This window comes from Streptomyces mirabilis (assembly GCF_018310535.1).
GTDB lineage: Bacteria > Actinomycetota > Actinomycetes > Streptomycetales > Streptomycetaceae > Streptomyces.
Genome location: NZ_CP074102.1, coordinates 3,800,076 through 3,821,174, shown reverse-complemented (window position 1 = coordinate 3,821,174; position 21,099 = coordinate 3,800,076). Strand labels below are relative to the sequence as shown.

General features: G+C 71.1%; 15 protein-coding genes. 6 read left to right on the top strand and 9 right to left on the bottom strand.

From position 1 onward, the window contains the following. Window positions 1-48 precede the first annotated feature (48 nt). Window positions 49-1,914 carry a S9 family peptidase gene (locus tag SMIR_RS16775; protein WP_168494041.1) on the top strand — a complete coding sequence of 622 codons (1,866 nt, stop codon included), beginning with the start codon at window positions 49-51 and terminating at the stop codon, window positions 1,912-1,914. Between the two features lie 261 nt (window positions 1,915-2,175). Here the strand turns inward: SMIR_RS16775 and SMIR_RS16770 are convergent, their stop codons facing one another. The 8 genes from SMIR_RS16770 to SMIR_RS16735 form a co-directional block, all read right to left on the bottom strand. Continuing rightward, entirely contained in the window at window positions 2,176-4,134 is a 1,959-nt protein-coding gene (locus SMIR_RS16770) for an NAD(P)-binding protein (RefSeq protein WP_168501197.1), read from the bottom strand. Window positions 4,135-4,246: 112 nt separating this feature from the next. After that, complete coding sequence (locus SMIR_RS16765) at window positions 4,247-4,678, bottom strand: (2Fe-2S) ferredoxin domain-containing protein (protein WP_248003044.1); 432 nt, start codon at window positions 4,676-4,678, stop codon at window positions 4,247-4,249. 55 nt (window positions 4,679-4,733) lie between these two features. Then, window positions 4,734-6,164: a phytoene desaturase family protein gene (locus tag SMIR_RS16760; RefSeq protein WP_168494043.1), complete on the bottom strand. Its 1,431-nt coding sequence runs from the start codon at window positions 6,162-6,164 to the stop codon at window positions 4,734-4,736. Then, entirely contained in the window at window positions 6,161-8,143 is a 1,983-nt protein-coding gene (locus tag SMIR_RS16755) for a S53 family peptidase (protein WP_168494045.1), read from the bottom strand. Before SMIR_RS16755 ends, SMIR_RS16760 begins: the two co-directional genes overlap by 4 nt. Before the next feature lie 114 nt (window positions 8,144-8,257). Then, on the bottom strand, window positions 8,258-9,463 hold the full coding sequence (locus SMIR_RS16750; RefSeq protein ID WP_211118770.1) for a peptidoglycan DD-metalloendopeptidase family protein: 1,206 nt from the start codon (window positions 9,461-9,463) through the stop codon (window positions 8,258-8,260). Beyond that, a complete protein-coding gene (locus tag SMIR_RS16745; RefSeq protein ID WP_168494047.1) occupies window positions 9,456-10,505 on the bottom strand; it encodes an HTTM domain-containing protein in 1,050 nt (349 codons plus the stop codon). The genes SMIR_RS16750 and SMIR_RS16745 overlap by 8 nt, the downstream gene beginning before the upstream one ends. Beyond that, on the bottom strand, window positions 10,502-11,254 hold the full coding sequence (locus tag SMIR_RS16740) for a DUF5819 family protein (RefSeq protein ID WP_168494049.1): 753 nt from the start codon (window positions 11,252-11,254) through the stop codon (window positions 10,502-10,504). Before SMIR_RS16740 ends, SMIR_RS16745 begins: the two co-directional genes overlap by 4 nt. A gap of 327 nt (window positions 11,255-11,581) precedes the next feature. Further along, window positions 11,582-11,959 (bottom strand): hypothetical protein, encoded by a 378-nt coding sequence (locus SMIR_RS16735; RefSeq protein WP_168494051.1) that lies wholly within the window; start codon window positions 11,957-11,959, stop codon window positions 11,582-11,584. Between the two features lie 395 nt (window positions 11,960-12,354). Here SMIR_RS16735 and SMIR_RS16730 point away from each other — a divergent pair, with 395 nt between their 5' ends. Continuing rightward, window positions 12,355-14,139 carry a phosphatidylglycerol lysyltransferase domain-containing protein gene (locus SMIR_RS16730; RefSeq protein WP_168494053.1) on the top strand — a complete coding sequence of 595 codons (1,785 nt, stop codon included), beginning with the start codon at window positions 12,355-12,357 and terminating at the stop codon, window positions 14,137-14,139. Window positions 14,140-14,177: 38 nt separating this feature from the next. On the opposite strand, the gene SMIR_RS16725 is transcribed toward SMIR_RS16730, so the two are convergent. Beyond that, complete coding sequence (locus tag SMIR_RS16725) at window positions 14,178-14,969, bottom strand: AfsR/SARP family transcriptional regulator (protein ID WP_168494055.1); 792 nt, start codon at window positions 14,967-14,969, stop codon at window positions 14,178-14,180. Between the two features lie 301 nt (window positions 14,970-15,270). On the opposite strand from SMIR_RS16725, the gene SMIR_RS16720 reads away from it, so the two are divergent. From SMIR_RS16720 to SMIR_RS16705, 4 genes are read left to right on the top strand one after another with little or no spacing between them, the layout of a single operon-like run. Continuing rightward, a complete protein-coding gene (locus SMIR_RS16720) occupies window positions 15,271-19,185 on the top strand; it encodes a non-ribosomal peptide synthetase (protein WP_168494058.1) in 3,915 nt (1,304 codons plus the stop codon). A gap of 4 nt (window positions 19,186-19,189) precedes the next feature. Beyond that, window positions 19,190-19,384, top strand: a complete 195-nt coding sequence (locus SMIR_RS16715; RefSeq protein WP_168494060.1) for an MbtH family protein — start codon at window positions 19,190-19,192, stop codon at window positions 19,382-19,384. After that, entirely contained in the window at window positions 19,381-20,352 is a 972-nt protein-coding gene (locus SMIR_RS16710) for a TauD/TfdA dioxygenase family protein (protein ID WP_168494062.1), read from the top strand. Before SMIR_RS16715 ends, SMIR_RS16710 begins: the two co-directional genes overlap by 4 nt. Beyond that, window positions 20,336-21,094 carry an SDR family NAD(P)-dependent oxidoreductase gene (locus SMIR_RS16705; RefSeq protein ID WP_211118771.1) on the top strand — a complete coding sequence of 253 codons (759 nt, stop codon included), beginning with the start codon at window positions 20,336-20,338 and terminating at the stop codon, window positions 21,092-21,094. Before SMIR_RS16710 ends, SMIR_RS16705 begins: the two co-directional genes overlap by 17 nt. Window positions 21,095-21,099 lie beyond the last annotated feature (5 nt).

Here is a 21,099-nt window from a genome sequence, read left to right as displayed (position 1 = left end):
TGGGGACCTCGCCAGCGCGGGGTCGGTCGGGCCAGGCACTATGGGGCCATGACTGAGAGCAACGGGTCCATCGAGCAGCGGCAGGCAGCCATGCCCGACTGGGAGAAGCGCTTCCGGGCGCCGCGAGTGTCGCTGCCCGACTGGGCGGAGGACGCCCCGCACCGCGCGCTGTTCGTCTCCAACGCGACGGGGACGTACGAGCTGTACGCGTGGGACCGCGGGACGGGGGAGCAGCGCCAGGTCACGAACCGGGCGAACGGTACGACGGACGGGGTGCTCTCCCCGGACGGCGAGTGGATCTGGTGGTTTGACGACAAGGACGGCGACGAGTTCGGCATCTGGCGCCGCCAACGCTTCGTCGCGCCCAAGACCACGGAGACGGGCGATGTCGGCGATGCCGTCGATGGTGCCGAAAGTGTCGACGCCCCCGCTGCTCCGGGCCTGGAGCCTTCCTACCCCGGGGGCCTGGCCATCGGCAGGGACGGCCGCACCGCGGTCGTGGGCCGCTCGACGGACGAGGACGGCTCGACGATCCACGTGGTCCGCCTCGGCGAGGAGCCGGTGGAGATCTACCGTCACCGGGAGTCGGCGGGCGTCGGCGACCTCTCGCACGACGGCTCCCTGATCGCCGTCGAGCACACCGAGCACGGCGACGCGATGCACTCGGCGCTGCGGGTGCTGCGCCCGGACGGCTCGACGGTCGCCGAGCTCGACGACACCAAGGGCGGCACGGTCGAGCTGGGTCTGGAAGTGCTCGGCTTCGCCCCGGTCGACGGGGACACCCGCCTCCTCATCGGCCATCAGCGGCGCGGCCGTTGGGAGCCGCTGGTGTGGGACGTGGCGACGGGGGAGGAGACGGACCTGGCCCTGGACCTCCCGGGTGACGTGGCGGCCGAGTGGTACCCCGACGGTTCGGCCCTTCTCATCGCCCACAGCTTCGAGGCCCGCAGCGACCTGTGGCGCTACGACCTGGCGTCCCGCGAGCTGGTCCAGGTGCCCACCCCACAGGGCACGGTCTCCGGGGCGACGGCCCGCCCCGACGGAACCGTGGAGTATCTGTGGTCCTCGGCGGCCGAGCCGTCCGTGGTCCGCTCGACGACGGGCGAGATCGTCCTCGATCCCCCCGGCCTGAAGTCCCCGGGCTCGGTCCCCGTGGAGGACGTGTGGGTGGAGGGTCCCGGCGGCCGCGTCCACGCGCTCATCCAGAAGCCGGCGGGCACGACGGGCCCCCTGCCCACGGTCTTCGACATCCACGGCGGCCCGACCTGGCACGACAGCGACTCCTTCGCGGCGGGCCCGGCAGCCTGGGTGGACCACGGGTACGCGGTGGTCCGGATCAACTACCGAGGCTCCACGGGCTACGGCCGCGAGTGGACGGACGCCCTCAAGCACCGAGTCGGCCTGATCGAACTCGAAGACATCGAGGCGGTCCGGGAATGGGCGGTGACGTCGGGCCTCGCCGACCCCGCCCGCCTGATCCTCACCGGCGGCTCCTGGGGCGGCTACCTCACCCTCCTGGGCCTCGGCACGCAGCCGGAGGCGTGGACCCTCGGCATCGCCGCCGTCCCGGTCGCCGACTATGTGACGGCTTACCACGACGAGATGGAAGCTCTGAAGGCGATGGACCGCACCCTTCTCGGCGGCACCCCCGAGGAGGTCCCCGAACGCTTCGAGGCGTCCTCCCCCCTCACCTACGTCGACGCGGTCAAGGCCCCCGTCTACATTTCGGCCGGCGTCAACGACCCCCGCTGCCCCATCCGCCAGATCGACAACTACGTAGCCCGCCTCACCGCCCGCAGCGCCATCCACGAGGTCTACCGCTACGACGCGGGCCACGGCTCCCTGGTCGTCGACGAACGCATCAAGCAGGTGAAACTCGAACTCGACTTCGCCAACAGACACCTGCCCCAGTAAGGCCGCCCCGCCAGGGGCGCGGGGAACTGCGCGCCCAGCCCCCACGGGCCCGCGGCCAAAAGGACCCGGGCAACGGCAGGGGCGAAGCCCCGGGGGCGCAGGGGCGGAGCCCCGCAGGGGTCCGGGGGCGGAGCCCCCTGGTGGGGTCTGGGGCGGAGCCCCGGGGGGATGGGACGGGTAGGGGCGGCGGGGGCGAAGAAAATCCCCCCACCCCACTCCCCGCACCAGAGCCAGACACCCCTGCCCCCCGGAGACCGAAACCTACGTGCCAGCCGATTCTCGCCGCCGCCGCCGCCCCAACAACTCCGCCAGCCCCCTCCGAGTCGCAGCCAACACCACCCGATCCTCCGCCCGAAGCACATACGTGGAGGGAAGATCCCAGACCAGCCCGGAACCACCGCGCTCGCCCCCACCGCCCCCCACGGCGGACACCGGCTCACCACCCCGGCGTCTCCCCGACGCAGCCGTATCCAACGCGAGCACCCGCCACGCCCCCGCCCGAAACGCCTCCCCCACAGTCCGCCCCTCCAACTGCGGATGCCCACCCACCACGATGGCCGCGAACAGCAACACCCGCCGCTCCACCGGAATCGCCCCGAGGATCTGCCGCCCCATCATGGCCCCGGCAAACGCGGGTGCGGCCAGATGCGACACGCTACGACTGCGGGTCAGCGCCTGCGGATGCGCGGCCCGCAGGGTCCGGTACACGGCGGTGGCGAAGTCGTCGTCGTACAACCGCAGCACGACCCGCAGATCGGGCCGCACGGTACGGGCGTACAACGCGGCTTCCAGGTTCGTCGTGTCCGCGCTGGTCAGCGCGAGCAGCGCATGCGCCCGATGAATCTTCGCGGCCTCCAGCACACCTTCCTGCGTGACGTCACCCAACACCACCGGCACCCGCAACCGCCGCGCCAGCGCCAGCCCCCGCGCCTCCGGATCTGCCTCGACACACACCACCGGAATGTGCAGCTCACGCAGGCGCGTCAACACCCGCGTCCCGATCTTCCCGACCCCGAGCAGCACCACGTGCCCGGACAGTCCCCGCGGCGGCTTGCGCAAGGCGGACCCGCTGCGGAACGTACCGAGCGCCTCCAGCACGGCGGCGAGCAGCACAGGCAACAGCAACAACCCGACGAGCCCGGAGAAGAGCTGAAGAATCTGCCGCCCGATGGGTTCGCCGATGGCGGGGTTGTTGATGGCGAAGAGATCGAGCAGCGTCAGATAGGTCGCCCGCAGCGGGGGCTCCCCGGTGACGAGCATCGAAGCGACCGCCAGCCCGACCACACACCCCACCAGCCCGGCGAACGACCAGCGCAGCCGCCGCGACAGCAGCGAGCCGAAGGGCACGACACTGCGCCCCGCGGACGGCGCGGACGCGGCGTACGACACCGTCTCCAGGACGACGGTTCCGCGCCCGGTGGCCGCCGCCACGGCCCGCTCGTCCGGCAGCAGCCGTGGCCCGTGCGACCCGCTGCTTTCCGAACCGTCGGCCCCGGCGGGGTCGTTGGTGGTGGCGGACAGCAGCGCGAGCGTGCACAGCCCGGGATCGGCGACCTCGCCGGGCCCCGGCGGCGGCCGCTCCACCGCCCGCAGCATCAACCCATCGGTCTGGACGACCTTGCTGGTCCCGGCGACGGCGGTCGCGGCGAGCGCGGGCGCGGCGGTGTCGGCATCGGACAACACGGTGGTGGACGCGTCGAACCCGAGCCCCCCGCTCCCCCCTCCACCGTCTCCCTCACCATCGGTCACGGCCATGGCCAACGCCGAAGCCTGATCGAGGAGTTCCTCGATGTGCTGCCCGAGGCGCCGGTTGTAGAGCCGTATGACGAGCCGCAGCCGCGGATTGAGGCGGCGCGCGGTGAGCGCGGCCCGGATGTTGGTCTCGTCGTCGTCATGGACGAGCGCGAGGGCGGCGGCCCGTTCCACGCCCGCCTCGGCGAGTACGGCCTCGGTGAGTTCGGTGGCCTCCAACACCCGCTCGGAACCGGCGGGTTCGGCCGTCCGGTCGGGCGGCCCCTGCGACCCCTCCCCGTTGCCCGCGGCCCGGTTCACCGCCGCGGACATCCGGTCGAACAGCGTCGAGCCCCGCGCCCGCCCGACCACAGGCGGCCGCACACTGCGCTGGGTGGGCGGCACGACGAGGGTCACCCGTTCGCCGTACACACCCCGCAGTTCGGCGGCCAGCCGGTGCGCCAGGGCGTCGTCCCCGGCCACCACCATGTGCGCGGTCGTGTCGGTCGACGGGCTTTGATACGGAAGGGTCCCCACGAGGAAGAAGAGTGCCGCACTGGGAGGTGTGGTTCCAGAGGGCGGCCGACGGGCCGGCACCGCCTCAGCGGCGCGTACGGGCCCGTGCCTCGCGTGGCGGCCGGACGAACTGCAACTCCAGCGCGACCGGAGGTTCGGCGACCCCCGGCCCTCCGGCGGACGCCCAACTCACCAGCTCCTCGGTGCAGTCGTCCCCCATAGCGAACCCGATCCAGGTCGCCCGCGCACCCCGGCGCCGCGCGTCCCCCGAAGGCTGTACGACCACGACATTGGCCTGGTCGCAGGGCCCGAGACAGTCCACGGTCCGCACCACGAACCGCCCCCCGGACGCCTCGGCCCCGGCCCGCAACCGCTCCAGCTGCCAGGCGTGATCGGCGTCGGGATACTTCCGCGGATCGCCACAACAACACCCACGGCAGACGACCAGCGTGCAGGGCCGCGACCCGGCGGCACCGATCGCCACCGTACGAGACCTGTCGGCCGAGGCTCGGTTCAACGGATCGGCTCTCCTTGTCGAACGTACGTCTACAGCCGCAGACGATAGTTGACGCTCAGACGGCCACGGGCAGTCCGAGTTTCCGTAGCGCCGATCTCGCGGCGTTGTGCCCGCACATGCCGTGCACGCCCGCCCCCGGCGGCGTTGCCGCAGAGCAGAGATAGACGCCGGGGATTCCCGTGGCGTACGGATCAGGGGCCAGGCGTGGGCGAAACGCGAGAGAGGCGAGGGAGTTGGCGCCGTTGAGGATGTCCCCGCCGACGTAATTGGGGTTGTACGCCTCGAGCGCGGCCGGGGAGCGGGCGGTCAGGCCGATGACGCGGTCGCGCAGTCCGGGGGCGTACTGCTCGATGCGCTCCAGGACGGTGGTCGTCGCGTCCCCGTCGTAGCCGTGCGGGACGTGTGCGTACGCCCAGACGGGGTGGACGTCGCCGGCCGAGCGCCCGGGGTCGGCGAGGTACTGCTGGGCGACCAGTACGAAGGGATGCCGGGGCATCCGCCCGCGGGAGACCGCCTGTTCGGCCTCCGCGATCTCCTCCGCGGTTCCGCCGAGGTGAACGGTGCCCGCCGTGCGGCACACCTCGGCACGCCAGGGAACGCCTCCCTCCACCGCCAGGTCGACCTTGTACGCGGCGGGCCCGTGCCGGTAGCGGGTGTAGGCGCGTCGGACGTGGGCCGGAAGACGCGGACCGCACACCTTCGCCGCCTCGCGGGGAGCCAGGTCGAGCAGGACCGTGCGGGCGGGGGGAAGGTCCCGCAGGGAACGCACGGGGGTGCCCGTTTCGATGGTGCCGCCGAGTTCGACGAGACGGGCGGCGAGCGCATGGGCGATGGTCCCCGAACCCCCGCGGGCGACGGGCCAGCCATGACGGTGCGCGGCGGCGGTGAGCATGAGTCCGATGGCGGAGCTGCCCGGGCCGGTGAGCGGGCTCAGCGCATGGGCGGCGACCCCCGCGAACAGGGCCCGGGCCTCTTGCCCGCGCCATCGGCGCAGGGTCCACTGCGCCGGGTGGGCCGCCAGCAGCCCGAACCCGCCCGTGAGGACGGGGTGGCGGGGCAGGGCTGCCAAGGGGCGCATGAGGTCTTCGCTCAGGGCGTCGTAGCGCGCGGCCAGGGGCGCGAACAGCCGACGCCAAGCCGGGCCGTCGGCGCCGAGGCCGCGTACGGTCGCGTCCAGGTCGCGCCGGAGTACGGCCGCCCGACCGCCGTCGAGGGGGTGGGCGAGGTCGGTCTCGGCGTACTCCCAGCGCAGTCCGTGGCGGTCCAGGCCGAGGGTGCGCAGGTAGGGCGACGCGACGGCCATGGGATGCACCGCGGCGCAGTGGTCGTGGAGCAGGCCGGGCACCGTGACCTCGCCGCTGCGGGTGCCGCCGCCGATGGTGGCCGCGGCCTCCAGGACGGTCACGGAAAGGCCCGCCTGGGCGAGCGTGACGGCGCCGGCGAGGCCGTTGGGCCCCGCTCCCACGACGAAGGCGTCGACGGTCACTTCAGGGTGCCCTTGGTGTGCTGGAACCAGCGCAGGTAGCCGGTGTCGGGGGAGCCGAGACCGGTGGCGTCGTCGTAGCCGCGGCGGGCGTGGAGTCCGAAGTCGTGGCCGAGGGTGTAGAGGAGATAGCGCTGTGCGCCCGTGGAGGTGTCGACGGCGGGGCCCTCGTCGCGTACCACGGTGAGAGGTTGTGCGCCGGCGTTCGCGGGCCGGTCGGTGACGTCGTGGAAGACGTGGGCGCGGGACCGGGCAAGGGCGTACAGCAGCGGGTTGGCGAAGCCGAGCCGGTGTCCGGAGGCTTGTTGCGCGTCGGCCTGCACGGCGGCGAAGGCGGGCGCGGCCGCCGACGTGCCGCCGAATCCGACGAGGTGGTAGGCCCCGGCGTCCGTGAGCCCGACGAGGACGGGCAGTGCCCCGTCGCCCTCGAGCGCCACGTCGGGCGTCGTGCGGTGTGCGGTGCCGCCGGGGACGCGGCCGCGCTGGTACCAGGGCTGCGGGAAGTCGCTCGCACCCCCTCCGCCGCCGAAGGCGAAGACGCCGGGGACGGGCCCCCATGCCCTGCCCTTGTCGGTGAGGACGGACAGCCCATCACCCATGCTGGTCTCCCAGGCGTAGTCGCCGTGCCGGTCGAGAGCGAGGGTGGTGCCGCCGACCGAGGTGACCCACGGGGAGCCGCTGGGGAAGTCGGCCTGGGCCCGGATGGTCTTCGGATCGCAGTTGACGCCGGTCTGGGCGGCCTCGGGCGAGGAGTCGCCGCAGTCCCCCGCGGCGAAGTAGACGCCGATGCCCTCGGCGGCGGACTGCTCGAACAGCAGGTTCCAGGCGGCTACGAGGGTGGGGGTGAGGTGCCCGGGACTGGAGTGGATGATCTCGGCCCAGGAGTTGGAGATGACGTCCGCCCGGCGGCCGTCGATGATGTACGACTCGGCGTCCATCAGGTCGTTGTCGAGGCAGGAGTTCGCACCGACGTAGAGGACGTTCGCGTCCGGGGCGAGGCCGTGGGCGAGGTCGATGTCGAGGGCCTGTTCGCCGGCCCAGGTGCGCGGGGACGCGCACGCGTCGTCGATGTGCCAGTCGCCGGGAGTGACGTGCCGGCGGTACTGGCCCGGCCGGAAGGCGTGATCGCCGGTGGCCCGGGCGTAGCGGTCGGCGTCGGTGAGCATGTCGGGTGATCCGTAGGCGTCCACGACGGCGATGGTGGAGCCGCGCCCGGTGGCACCCTTGGCGCCCGCGCCGTAGGCGTGGCGGAGCTGGGCGGGGGTGTAGGGGCACGGAGCGTACGTGGCGGTCCTGCCGTACGCCTTGGGCAGACCCGTGGCGGGCTTCTCCCCGAAGTGACCGGAGCAGACGGCGTCGTCGGCGGGTACGTCGAGAGCCGGCGCGGGGGTCGACAGGGGGCGGGCCGCTCCGGGGGTGGACAGGCCGGACACGCCGAGCACGGTGGCGCCGAGGGAGGCGGGCACACTCAGGTCACCGGCGGGGGCGTCGCTCGTGCCGCGGCCGGTGCGATAGCCGTGCAGGCTCGTGCCGAAGGCCTGCCGGACGGCGCGGGCGGGCCCTTCGAACGTCAGGTAGTGGGAGGTTCGGCCGGTGACGGTGAATCCGGACCCGCCCAGCCATGCCGTGAGGGTCCGGACCTGACGGTCCGTCGGGCCGAAGTGCCGTTGGTATTCCGCCGGGGTGAGGTAGTGCCGGTAGCGCGGGCTGCGGGGGTCGCTGATGTCGCGCAGGAACGCCGCGAGCCCTTGCGGGTCACGGGAGTTGAGGTAGAGACGCGCGCTGACGTGACTACCGCCGGGGACGGGGCCCGTGTCGGCGGTTCGCGTCGCATATGTGGGCCGGGATCCCACGAGAGGGTGCCGGTCGGCCGCGTGGGCGGCGGGAAGGGAGCCGGTGGTGGCGAGCAGTGCGGCGCAGGCAGCCGCGACGACGGAGCCGCGCAGGCGACGCAGCGGGCGTATGGGGGCATGGAGAGGCACGGGATGCAGACCTTTTGGTGTGGGGGCGCCGGACGGCGCGCAGAGCAGAACGAGGGGGCGCGGCACGGACGTCTCGCCGTACCGGCCCGGTGGCTGCTGAACTGAACGGGATGCCTAGGTGCGGACGGTCCGGCCCCGGCACAGCGGGCCCGAGATTCCCTGGAACTCCAGGTCGAGGCCGAGGCCGTCGCGCTCGGCGTGGAGGTGCAGGTGCGGCTCGCTGCTGTTGCCGGAGTTCCCGACCTCGCCGAGCACCTGCCCGACGCGCACGGGGTCGCCGGTGCTCACGGTCACGGTGCCGGGGCGCAGATGGGCGAGCTTGACGATCTCGGCGCCCGTGTCGATCCACACGTGGTTGCCGTACAGGGGTTGGTAGCGGAGGGCGCCGGGTTCCTGGTCGTCGATGTGATCGGCGGCGGAGACGACCGTGCCGTCGCAGGGTGCGTGCACGGGCTGCCCGTAGACGAGGTAGCGCTCGTTCTTGCCGTGCATGCCCTGGGTGCGGGCGCGGTGACGCCCGCGCGTCCCGCCCGGGCCGGCCTGGACCACGTCCAGGGCGCCGCGTTGCTCGGGGACGGAGACGTGATGGTTGAGGCTGCGTCCGCCTCCCTGCGCCACGTACCAACTGCCGCCCTGCAAGGGGAAGACGAGGGGCCGGGAGACGGCCGTCCCCCAGCGGTGACGCCGTGCCCGCATCAGGAGTACGCCGAGGACGGCGACCAGTGCGGCCCCCACGACCAGTTCGGGGGCACCGCCCGACGTGGGCAGCCCCGGCAGCCGCCAGGCGGAGGCGAGGGCGACGAGCGCCCCGGCCTCCAGCGGCCGGCGTATCCACCACGGAAACAGGGCGGGGGCACGCCAGCCCTCCACGACCAGGTATCCGGCCGCGACGATCAGCAGGCGGCCGCACCAGGCGATCCGGGAGGGGGCCTCCCAGCAGGCGTCGATGCGCACGACGAACAGCAGCACCAGCACGGTCCAGGCCAGAGCCGGGCGCACCCAGTCGGTGCGCAGGCGTGCCGGGCGGTGTGCGCCAGGGGCGATCAGGAGCCCGTCCAGCTCATGGCCGTCCCTGGTGGCGGCGAAGGCGAGGGCCCGCCCCCGGGTGCCTTCGATCACCAGTCCGTCGCGGCTGTCGCGCACGCCGGTGACCTCGCCGACCCGTCCGAGCGTGGAGTCCACGATCTCGTCGAGCCGCTTCCGGCCCACGGCGGCGACCACGCGCGGCGCCAGGCGTTCCCGGTCGGCGGGCTCGGCGGTGAGGAACCGGTACAGGGCGTCCGGCGCGGCGTTCGCCGCTTCCTCGGTCGCGTCACGCATCGGCCGCACCTTCCTGTCCCGCCGTCATCGCCACCGGGGTCATGCCGCGCGCGGACAACGGTGACCAACTCCGGCTCAGTACACGTTCCTTGACGGACCGGAAGCGCCGCGCGAGCGACCGGTAGTCCTCGTCGCGCAGGCAGGTGCAGTCCGCGCCGATCATCAGTAGCCCGAAGCACACCAGGCCCATGCAGGCGATGATGCCCAGGTGCATGCCCTCCAGGGCCACCGTGTTGGCCTTCCGGATCCACGGGCGAGCGGACAGGATCGCGAAGGGCAGCGCCAGCTCGATGAAGATCGTGAAGTAGCAGAGGGCGGTGCCCACGAAGGCGTTGTTCATCAGGTGCGCGTACGTGGCCGACATCTCGAAGCCGGTGATCCGGCTGATGTAGTACATCGCCACGCCGTCCTGCCACACCTTCCCGGTGATCTTCCAGTAGCCGGCGGTGAAGTAGAGCACCGCGGTCTGGAAGACGATGAGAAAGGCGGCGAGGTTGTGCAGCACGGTGGACGTTGTCGGCCGTTCGTCCGCGCGCATCTGCGCGCGCCGCCGCTTGGCGCCGGGCGCGAAGTAGGCGTTGGAGACGGTGAAGACCATGAACAGGATGACGATCTGGGCGAGGTTGTCGCCGCCTTCGAGCACATCCTGGTTCCGGTTGTGCAGCGACCACATCATCAGGGCCTGCGCGAGGGTGAGTGCCCGGCCGCCGAAGATCATGAACGCCAGGGCGACCACGATCACCGCGTGATAGGCGATCTCGAACCAGAGCGTGGAATGGCTCCACAGGAAGATCGAGAAGCCCCAGCGCGGCAGCGCGGCCTTCGCCGTGGAGATCGAGTTGTAGGAGTCCGGCCCCCACAGGAAGCGCCGCCGTGAGTAGTCGGACAGGCAGTACAGCAGGGTGGCGAAGCCGATGACGACGCGGAGCGCCGCGACTCCGATGAGCCGGTGCTTCCTGCTCGCGAGGCGCAGCAGCGCGGCGTCCAGCCGCGCCGTGCCGGCCTGCCATCCCCTGCCCATCAGGGCGAACACGCCGGTCACTGCTCCACCCCCGCTACGTAGTCCATCCATGACGTCGCCAGCAGTCCCTTCTCGTGCTCCTTCGGCTTGGGTTCCGCGTACCGCGCCGAGAACGGCACGATGGGACGGTTCTTGAAGGTCGCTTGTACGGAGATGATCTCCGCGTTCGGGTAGAGCGCCTTCGCCTGTACGGAGAAGAACCGCTGCATCTCCTCGAAGTCCGGCTTGAACTGGTCGTCGAGACGCTTGCGGGCGTCCTCCCGCTCCGCTGCCGGAAGTTTCTGGATCTTGTTCGCGATACCCGCGTACCGGTTGGCCACGGCGTCGAACGCGAGAAGCACGCCGGGGAGTTTCGTCGGGTTCACCCGGAAGTCGCGCGGGGATCGGTCGACGGCCTGCTCGATCTCGACGGGGCTCGACTCCACGGTCTTGCCCGAGCCGGGGAGCGTCATCCGGGCGCGCAGGTATACGAAGTCGTTGTTGCTGCCGGGGGTGGGTCCGAAGAGCTGCCAGTCCTGCCAGAAGTACGGCTCCATGAAGGCCATGACGGGGCCCTTGACACGGTCCTTCGCCGGGGAGTCGGGGGCGTTGTACACCAGGCAGCACAAGCAGTACACCGCCACGGCCACGAGGGCGGCCAGCGCGCTGACCCGTACCTTCGCCGGGAGCGCCCCGCCCGCCGTCCGGGGTGCGCCCTCCGATGCGCGCGAGCGCGCGAGAACTCTCATCGCTGTCCACATCCAGGTGGGGCCGACGTCCAGGTCGGTCATGTCGGAAAAAGGGATGGATTCGCGCGACACTGTGTGCCGGGGCGGGGCGCCCCGCCCCGGCACCGGGGGCGATGCGGTGTCGGTGGACACCCGACACCGCATGTCACTTCGCACCGCTGGTCATGCGGTGGCTCACGTCATCCGGCACCGATCGTCGGTCGATGCCGCATGCCACGCGGCTTCGCCGGCCGGGCGGTGCCGTGGCTTCCCCCTGCGCCGAAGGTCAGTCGGCGCCACAGGTCACGCGGCGCCGGTGGTTGGCCGACGCCAGTGGGTCTTTCGCTGCCGCACCTCGTGCGGCGGTGTGGAACACCTGACGCAACGAGGTCAGTTGGCGTCGTAGGCGGTGTCGCCCGGTATCACTCCGTGCAGCGACTTGCCGCTGAGAGCGGGACCGCCGCTGGAGGACGACGAGGACTCGCTGGACGACGAGGAGTCGCTGGACTTCGGGAGCTTGGTCGTGTACTTCGCGACCTGCTCCGTCGCCTTGACGACCGTCGCCGCGGCGACGCTCTGGGCGATCGCGTGCCAGAACTGCGGCTGCGCACCCTTGCTGAGGACCTGGGCGGTGGTGACCGAGTGCTGGGCGGCGGCCTTGTGCTGCGGCAGGGAGGCAGCCGACGCGCTGGAAGTGGTGAGACCCGCGGTGCCGACCGCGGCGAGAGCCGCGATCACCGCACCGGCGACGGCACGCTTGCCGTTCATGGTGATTCCCTTCGAGTGGTGGAAATTTCAGCTGGGTGCGCGAATCGATTCGCAGACAAGTGCGCACTTTTCTCCATGGCTCATCACGGCACGCAATGGCCTTGAGCAACCGGGGAGTGAGTTCATGCTAGCCACGACTCGGCGCGACACTCAACGAAATAATTGGCCGTGAAGTGGAGTTAAGCCCTCCAACCTCAGATAAAGCTCAATTGACCTCAGGTGAAGCTCAAATCGAGAGGTTTTATTGCCACCCGTACTCTCCACAAGGCTTCAAGGTAATGGCCGCGCTGCACAATCTTTACTCCGCGATGGGTTCTTCGGGGGGAAACTAAACCCGCACTAACGCAGCCCTCAATGGACTGGCAGGACAAGGAAATAAGGTCTGCTCGGCCTCTATGGTTTGGAGCGTGAAAGAGCGTTATAGGAACGGACGGCCATGGGTTCCGACAGCGGCGGGGCACATCTGCCGGCTGATCGGTGTCCTGGACCTGGTGAGTGCCCTCTTCCCGGGCTTCCGGCACTCCCGGGTGCACAGCTGGCTCGGTGACCTTCCCGGCGGGGTGAGCACGCTGGCGGCGGTGGGCCAACTGACGAGCGGACTGCTGCTGGTCCTGCTGGCCCACGCGCTGCGCCGCCGCAAGCGTCGCGCCTGGCGCGCGGTGGTGGTGCTGCTTCCGACGAGTGCGGCACTCCATCTGCTGCACCGCCATGAGCTGCTCACGGCACTCATCGCGCTGGTCCTGCTGGGGCTGATCCTGGTCCACCGGCGCGAGTTCTACGCCAAGGCCGACCCGCGCACCCGCCTGAGAGCACTTGCCAGTCTCCTCGGCCTGGGCGGGCTCAGCGTCCTGCTCGGCCTGCTCGTCGTCAGCGTCCACCCGTCGAGCGAGCGCCGGTCGTACACCTTTTCGCAACGGCTGGAGCACGTGCTGTACGGGCTGTTCGGCATCGAGGGGCCGGTCGGGTACACCTCCGTCCGGGTCGCCGATCTGGTGGGCTACTCGCTGGGCGCACTGGGCCTGTTGACCGCGCTGACCAGCGCTTGGCTGGCACTGCGCCCGGAGACGCCGGAACCGGAACTGACCGCCGAGGACGAGTCGTGTGTGCGGGCGCTGCTCGACCGCTACGGCGCCCGTGACTCCCTGGGCTATTTCGCTCTGCGGCGCGACAAGAGCGTGGTGTTCTCCCCCTCGGGCAAGGCGGCGATCGCCTACCGGGTGGTCTCGGGCGTCATGCTGGCCTCGGGCGACCCGCTCGGAGACGTCGAGGCATGGCCCGGTGCGATCAACGCCTTCATGACCGAGGCCCGCGAGCACGCGTGGGTGCCCGCCGTGGTGGGCTGCAGTGAGACCGGCGGGGAGATCTGGGCCAGGGAGACCGGGCTGGACGCGCTGGAGCTGGGCGACGAGGCGGTGGTCGACACGGCCGACTTCTCGCTGTCCGGACGGGCCATGCGCAACGTCCGGCAGATGGTGAAGCGGATCGAGCGGGGCGGCTACGTCTGCCGGGTCCGCCGGGTCGCCGAACTGAACGAGAGGGAGCGGCAACGGATCGGTGACGCCGCCGCACAGTGGCGGGGCACCACCGTGGAACGCGGATTTTCCACCGCGCTGGGCCGGTTCGGCGATCCCGCGGACGACGAGTGCGTCGTCGTCACCGCCCACAAGGCACCCGATGAGGCGGCGGGGGAGGACCCGGCCGGCGACGACCTGAAGGCGATACTGCACTTCGTGCCCTGGGGGCCTGAGGACATCTCCCTGGACCTGATGAGACGCGACCGCTCCGCCGACCCCGGCCTCAACGAGCTGCTGATCGTCGCGGCCTTGCAGGCGGCGCAGCAGATGGGGGTGCGTCGCGTGTCACTGAACTTCGCGATGTTCCGCTCGGCCCTGGCAAGGGGTGAGCGACTCGGCGCAGGACCGGTGCTGCGCGTGTGGCGCGGACTGCTGGTCTTCTCCTCGCGCTGGTTCCAGATCGAGTCGCTCTACAAGTTCAACGCCAAATTCCAGCCGCGCTGGGAGCCGCGGTTCCTGGTGTACCCGCGGGCACGCGATCTGCCCAGGATCGGCCTCGCCATCATGCGGGCGGAGGCGTTCATCACCCTCGAACTGCCCCGGGCCGCACGCGCCAGGCGAACCACCACCCTCACGCCCGCCGAGGATGTCCGGCCCGCGGTCTGAGGCGGCGGAACGGACGTCCCCGGGGCAGGCGTGAACCTCTACGAGACCAGCGGAAGGGCGGCCTTGTCCTCGAGCCAGGAGGCCCGGGAGAGAACGGCCCGCTGTACCTGCCGGAGCCGGAGGCTCGGTTCCATGCCGAGCCCTTCGACGAGCTTGTTCCGGAGGGTGTTGTAGACGCCGAGCGCATCGGCGGTGCGGCCACTCCGGTAGAGAGCCACCATCAGATAGAGATAGAGGTTCTCCCACAGCGGCTGGTCCGCGACCAGACCGTAGGCCTCACTGATCACCCAGGCGTTCCGGCCGAGCCGGAGTTCGGTTTCCACCCACAGCTCGTGAGCGGAATTCCGCTTCTCGTCCAGCTGGTGGCCCAGATCGTCCAGCATGGGCAGGCCGCGGACGTCGGCGAGGGCAGGCCCGCGCCACAGCGCGATGGCGGAGGCCAGCAGCTCCGAGGCCTCCGCCGTCCGCCCGATGGCGTTCAGCTGGTGGGCCCCGGTCACATGGGACTCGAAACGGCGCAGATCCAGTTCGTGCCGCCGGCCCAGGTCGAGGACGTAACCGGGAGCCCGAGTGGCAAGGACGGCCGGGTCCGCGCCCAGTGCCAACAGGTGCTTGCGCAGCCGGGATACGTAGACCTGCAGAGCGGTGGCCGCGGTGCGTGGCGGGTTGTCCGCCCAGAGGAGGTCGGTCAATTGCTGGGTGGAGACGACTCGCTCGGCGTTCAGGCACAGCAGCGCCAGCAGCGCCCGCTGTTTGAGGGCGCCGGGACCCTGTGTGACGGAGCCGTCGGCTGCCGCAATCTGCAGCGGCCCGAGTATGTGGAAGTCCATTTCTATCCCCCGTGGGCGTGTTTTCCATGACGGCAGGTTGGTCAATCCCGCCGAAGGATGATCTTCGGTGGCGTGCCGGACGCCAGGCAAGTTCGAGGTGTCCCTTTTACCGAGAATTGGCTCGACTCTCACCGCAACTTGAGCCCCGGGGCGACCGGGCCGATGGGATGTGACGTACGCCATCGTTGTGGAATATGCACTGCGGGACGCATGAAATGCGGCTGGTCCGGCGTATGCGGGAGTTTAGCGGTGCGGTCTAGTCTCTGAAATATCTGCACAACGTGATTTACGGGGGAAAGAGTTGGACGGCACACGTCTGCCAATTTCGGCTGCCCAGCATGAGATATGGTTGGCCGAGCAGTTGAATCCGAAAGGGCAGCAGTCCCGCATCGGTGAATACCTGGAGATCCGCGGACCGATCGACGCGGAGAAGTTCGAAGCCGCACTCCGGCGGACCATCGCCGAGGCCGAACCCTTTCAGGCACGGTTCGGCGAATGCGAAGGCGTGCCCTGGCAGACCGCCGGCCTGGCCGATGACTGGGTTTTCCCCGTTCTCGACGTCAGCATCGAGGACGATCCCATGGCGGCGGCCAAGGCCTGGATGCGCGCCGACCTGGCCCGTCGGATGCCGCTGTCCACCGGTCCCCTCTTCTCGTACGCCCTGTTCCGACTCGGGCCCGAACACTTCGTCTGGTACCTGAGTGCTCATCACATCCTGGCCGACGGGCACAGCGGCGCACTGATCTCCCTCCGGGTCGCCGAGCTCTACAGTGCCGCCGTCACAGGCCGCGACCCGGCGCCGGCACCGTACGGCAGCCTGCGCACGCTTCTGGAGAACGAGCGCCGATACCGGGAATCGGACGCATGCGCGGCCGACCGGGCCCACTGGGGTGACCGGTTCGCCGAGGCGCTGAGGCCGACCCGGCTGGCCGGCACCCCCTCCGGCACCCCGGACCACAACCTGACCGAGACGGGCCGGCTCTCCGCCGCCGAGACCACCCGGCTCCGTACCGCGGCGCGGCAGGCGCGCACGCACTGGTCGGTGCTGCTGATCGCTGCCACCGTCGCCTACCTGCACAAGACGACAGGGGAGCGGCACGTGGTCCTCACCCTGCCGGTCGCGGCCCGGACCGACGCCGAACTCCGCACGGTGCCGGTCATGCTCTCCAACACCCTGCCGCTGCACGTGGAGGTGCGCCCAGAGGAGTCCGTGCTCGACCTGATACGCAAGGTCTCCCGGGAGTTCCGCCGACTGCTCCGGCACCAGCGTCACCGGGGGGAGTCCCTCGCCCGGTCATTCGGACTGCGCCCGCAGGAGAGCTTCCTGACCGGCCCTCAGGTCAACATCATGTCCTTCGACTACGACCTGGAATTCGCCGGGCACCGGGCCGAGGCGCACAACCTCACCCAGGGACCGGTCGACGACCTCTCCGTCACGGCCTACGACCGCTCCGACGGCTCCGGACTGCGGATCGACCTGGTCGGCAATCCCGAGTTGTACCGGCCCGACGGACTGGCCGCCCACCACCGCCGTTTCCTGGCACTGCTCAGGGCGTTCACCGCGCCGAACGCCCAGGAGCGAGCGGTCGGTCTGATCGACCTGGCCACCGAGGAGGAGCGCGCCGATCTGCTCGCCGAGTCCCGCGCCAACCGCCTCAAGTACCACGAGACCACGCTGCCCGAACTGTTCGCCGCCCAGACGGCACGCACCCCCACGGCGACGGCCGTGCTGGACTGCGACGGACGGGCCGTGACCTACCGGGACCTCGACCTCGCGTCGAACCGCCTCGCCCGGCTGCTGATCGCCGAAGGCGCCGGCCCGGACCGAATCGTGGCCCTGGCGGCGTCCCGGTCGGCCGACATGGTCGTCGCCCTGCTGGCCATCCTGAAGGCCGGAGCCGGGTACCTTCCCGTCGACCCGGAGTACCCGGTGGAGCGGATCGCCTTCATGCTGCGGGACTCCGCCCCCGCGCTGCTGCTCACCACCACACGGGTTCTCGCCGGCCTGCCCGAGACCGGCGTCCGCACCCTCGTGGTCGACGGGTCCGAGACCGCCGAGGCACTCCGACACCGGTCCGGTGCCGCGGTGGACGACCGGGACCGGCTCGGCCGGCTGGAGCCGTGGCACACCGCGTACGTCATCTACACCTCGGGCACCACCGGGACTCCCAAGGGCGTGGTGATGCCCACCGGCTCCCTGGTCAACCTGCTCAGGTGGCACAACGACGACCTTCCGCGGGTTCCCGACTCCAGGACGGCCCAGTTCACCGCACTCAGCTTCGACGTGTCGGTGCAGGAGATCACCTCGGCGCTGCTCTTCGGCAAGACCCTGGTCATTCCGGACGACGACGTCCGACGCGACCCGGACCGCCTGGCCAAGTGGCTGGACGAGCAGCAGATCAACGAACTCTTCGCACCCCACCTGGTGATCGAGGCGGTCTGTGAGGCCGCGGCCGCGCAGGACCGGGACCTTCCCGCGCTGCGGGTGCTCGCCCAGGGCGGCGAGGCCCTCGTACCCAGCCGCGCCGTCCGGGAGTTCTGCCGCCGGGTGCCGAACCGGCGACTGCACAACCATTACGGTCCTTCCGAGACCCACCTGGTCACCGCCTACACCCTGCCGGCCGACACCGCCGACTGGCCCTCCCCCGTGCCGATCGGCCGGCCGATCCCCAACGTGTCGGGGCACGTCCTGGACGGTGGACTGCGTCTGGCACCGCCGGGTGTTCCGGGCGAGCTCTACCTGGCCGGTGAGGCACTCGCCCACGGCTACCGCAATCGTCCGGCGCTGACGGCCGAACGCTTCGTGGCCGACCCCTTCGGCGAGCCCGGGAGCCGGATGTACCGCACGGGCGACCTGGTCCGCCGCCTGCCCGACGGCGATCTGGAGTACCTGGGCCGCACCGACCACCAGGTCAAGATCAGGGGCGTCCGGATCGAACCGGCGGAGGTCAGGGACGCCGTCGCCGGTTGTCCGGGCGTCACCCAGGCCGAGGTCGTCGTCCGTGACGACCCCTCGGGAGCCGCTTGTCTGGTCGCCTATGTGGTGGCGCAGGGCGGGGGAGCACCGGCTCCGGCGGCCGTCCGCGAGCATGTGGCGGAGCGGCTGCCCAGGCACATGGTGCCGGCCGCCGTGGTCGTGCTCGACGCGTTCCCGCTGACCCCCAACGGCAAGCTCGACCGCCGGGCCCTGCCCCGACCCGACTTCACCGCGGCCACCCCCACCCGTGCCCCGCGCACCGGGCGGGAGAAGGCCCTGGCGGGGCACTTCGCCGAGGTGCTGGGAGTGGCCCGGGTCGGCGTGGAGGACGACTTCTTCCAGCTCGGCGGCCACTCGATGCTGGCGGCCCGGGTGCTCGCCCGGATCCGAGCCGACTTCCGGGTGGATCTGAGCGTCCGCGACCTGTTCGAGGCCCCGACGGTGGCGGCACTGGACCGCCGGATGACCGCTGCGGCTGCCGACGACGGGCCCCTGGCACCGCTGCTGCCGCTGCGCCGTCGGGGCGACCGTCCGCCGCTGTTCTGCTTCCCTCCCGCCGCCGGCATCAGCTGGTCCTACCAGGGCCTGCTCCGCCATCTCGGGCCCGACCAGCCGGTGTACGGCCTGCAGGCGCGCGGGCTCACGGACTCCGGCCGGATGCCCGGCAGCGTCCAGGAGATGGCCTCCGACTACCTGGAGCAGATCCGGGCCGTGCAGCCCAACGGGCCCTACCACCTGCTCGGCTGGTCCTTCGGCGGGCTGGTGGCGCATGCCGCGGCGACCGCCCTGGAGACGGCGGGCGAACGGGTGGCGCTGCTGGCCGTGCTGGACTCCTACCCCTGCCCGAGCGCCGTGGGACCGGTGCCCGAGATCGATGAACGTGCCTTCGTCAGGCTTGTGTTCGGCGGCACCGAGCAGCTGCCGGACGAGGTGCCGACCAGGTCTCTGCACGAGGTCTTCCTGCACGACCTGCGTCTGATGACCTCGTTCACACCCGGCCGCTTCCGGGGTGATCTGCTCTTCTTCGCCGCCGCGCTGTCCGACCCGACCGACCCCTATGAGGCCGGCCGCACCTCCCCGCAGGCCTGGCGGCCGTACGTGGACGGCGAGATCCGCACGCATGACGTGACGGTGACCCATCACCGCATGACCACGCCCGAAGCCCTCGCGCAACTGGGGCCCGTACTCACCGATCACCTGCACAGAGCGGCCCTCGGCCGCGACTCCGTGGGGAGCTGAACCCGTGCCGAACCCCTTCGACGACCCGAACGGGACCTATCTGGTCCTGGCCGACGGGAAAGGCCACCACTCGTTGTGGCCGGCCTTCGTCGACGTCCCCGCCGGCTGGGCCGTCGCCCGTCACGCCGGCACCCGCCAGGAGTGCCTGGACCACATCGACCATCACCCGGCCGACCGACTGGAGCACGAAACCACATGACCACGACCCTGAGTGACGAAGCAGCGAAGGACACCGAGGAACTGACACGCATCCGTGCGCTGGTGCGGCACGGCATCGACGGCCGCGAGGACCACCACGGGCCGAGGCTGCTCCGGCGCCTCGCCGAGGGACGGCAGGGCGGACCGTACGGGCACTTCTCGGTGCGCCCCTACGGCCCACTGCTGGGTGCGCAGATCGAGGGCCTGAACCTGTCCGAACCGCTGGCCCCGGAGGTCTTCGAGGAACTGGACCGTGCCCTGCTGGAGTGGAAGGTCCTCTTCTTCCGCGGGCAGGAACTCACCCACGAGCAGCAGCGGGCCTTCGCCGCCAACTGGGGCGAGATCGACCAGCACCCGTTCCTGCCCAAGGGCGCCTCCCAGGACGTCGTCCGCCTGGAGAAGGGCGCTGCCAACCCCGGCTTCGAGAACGTCTGGCACCACGACTTCCCCTGGATCCCCAACCCGCCGCTCGGCGCGGTCCTGCGGATGGTGGAGATGCCCGAGGCCGGGGGCGACACGCTCTTCGCCGACACCGGTGCGGCCTACGACAACCTGCCCGACGAGGTGAAGAGGCGCCTGGAGGGCCTGCGGGCGGTGCACGACTTCACACCGTCGGCGAACTACCGCGACCTGCTGACGGACGAGCAGCGCCGGCACTTCCAGGAGTTGTTCCCGCCGGTCGCCCATCCGGTGGTGCGGACCCACCCGAGGACAGGACGCAAGAGCCTCTTCGTCACCTCCATCTTCACCACCCACATCGAGGGGCTGGAGCCCGCGGAGAGCGAGGAACTGCTGCGGTACCTGTTCCGGCAGGTCCAGTACCCCGAGTACCAGGTGCGTTTCCGCTGGCAGCCGGGGGACGTGGTGTTCTGGGACAACCGCGCAGTGCAGCACTACGCCACGTCCGACTACTACCCCCACCGTCGTGTCGTGGACCGTGCGGCCATCGCCGGTGACCGGCCGTTCTGAGGTGGCCGCCCGCACGGCCGTGGTGAGCGGCGGCACCCGCGGCATCGGACTGGAGCTGTCCAGGCGGCTCAGCGCCCTGGGCTACCACGTCCTCGCCCTCTACCGGGGAGATGAGCGGGCGGCCCGTGCGGCCGCCGGGCAGGGCGGAGACGGCATCGAAACCGTGCGGATCGACCTGACCCGACCGGCTGGGGTGCGGGCGGCCTGCGAGCGCATCCTCGCCGCCCACGGCGCACCGCACGTCCTGGTGAACAACGCCGGTGTCAACCGGGACCGGCCCTTCCTGGAACTGACCGACGAGGACTGGGACCAGGTGATCGCCACCAACCTGTCCGGGCCGTTCCACCTCACCAGGGCGCTGGCCCCGGCGATGGTGGCGGCAGGCCGCGGATCGATCGTGAACATCGGCGCGACCACCGCCATCCGGCCGCGGCCGAACGGGGCCAACTACTGCGCCAGCAAGGCCGGACTGCTCCAGCTCACCCGGTGTCTGGCGCTGGAACTCGCGCCGGCGGTCCGGGTCAACGCGCTGATCCCCGGTTTCACCGACACACCCGAGGTCGTCGAGCGGTACCGGCTGGACGAGGCAGAGCCGCGTCGGCGCGTTCTGGGCCAGATCCCGCTCGGGCGGATCGGCACGGTGACGGACGTCGCCGACGCCCTCGAATTCCTGGTGACCGATCGGAGCCGCTATCTCACCGGCCAGCAACTGGTCGTCGACGGCGGCCACTTCATGGGCTGAGCGCC

Coding starts and splice junctions, on each gene's coding strand:
- SMIR_RS16775 (WP_168494041.1), top strand. CDS start 49: ATGACTGAGAGCAACGGGTCCATCGAGCAGCGGCAGGCAGCCATGCCC.
- SMIR_RS16770 (WP_168501197.1), bottom strand. CDS start 4,134: ATGGTGGTGGCCGGGGACGACGCCCTGGCGCACCGGCTGGCCGCCGAA.
- SMIR_RS16750 (WP_211118770.1), bottom strand. CDS start 9,463: ATGCGTGACGCGACCGAGGAAGCGGCGAACGCCGCGCCGGACGCCCTG.
- SMIR_RS16740 (WP_168494049.1), bottom strand. CDS start 11,254: ATGACCGACCTGGACGTCGGCCCCACCTGGATGTGGACAGCGATGAGA.
- SMIR_RS16735 (WP_168494051.1), bottom strand. CDS start 11,959: ATGAACGGCAAGCGTGCCGTCGCCGGTGCGGTGATCGCGGCTCTCGCC.
- SMIR_RS16730 (WP_168494053.1), top strand. CDS start 12,355: ATGGTTTGGAGCGTGAAAGAGCGTTATAGGAACGGACGGCCATGGGTT.
- SMIR_RS16725 (WP_168494055.1), bottom strand. CDS start 14,969: ATGGACTTCCACATACTCGGGCCGCTGCAGATTGCGGCAGCCGACGGC.
- SMIR_RS16710 (WP_168494062.1), top strand. CDS start 19,381: ATGACCACGACCCTGAGTGACGAAGCAGCGAAGGACACCGAGGAACTG.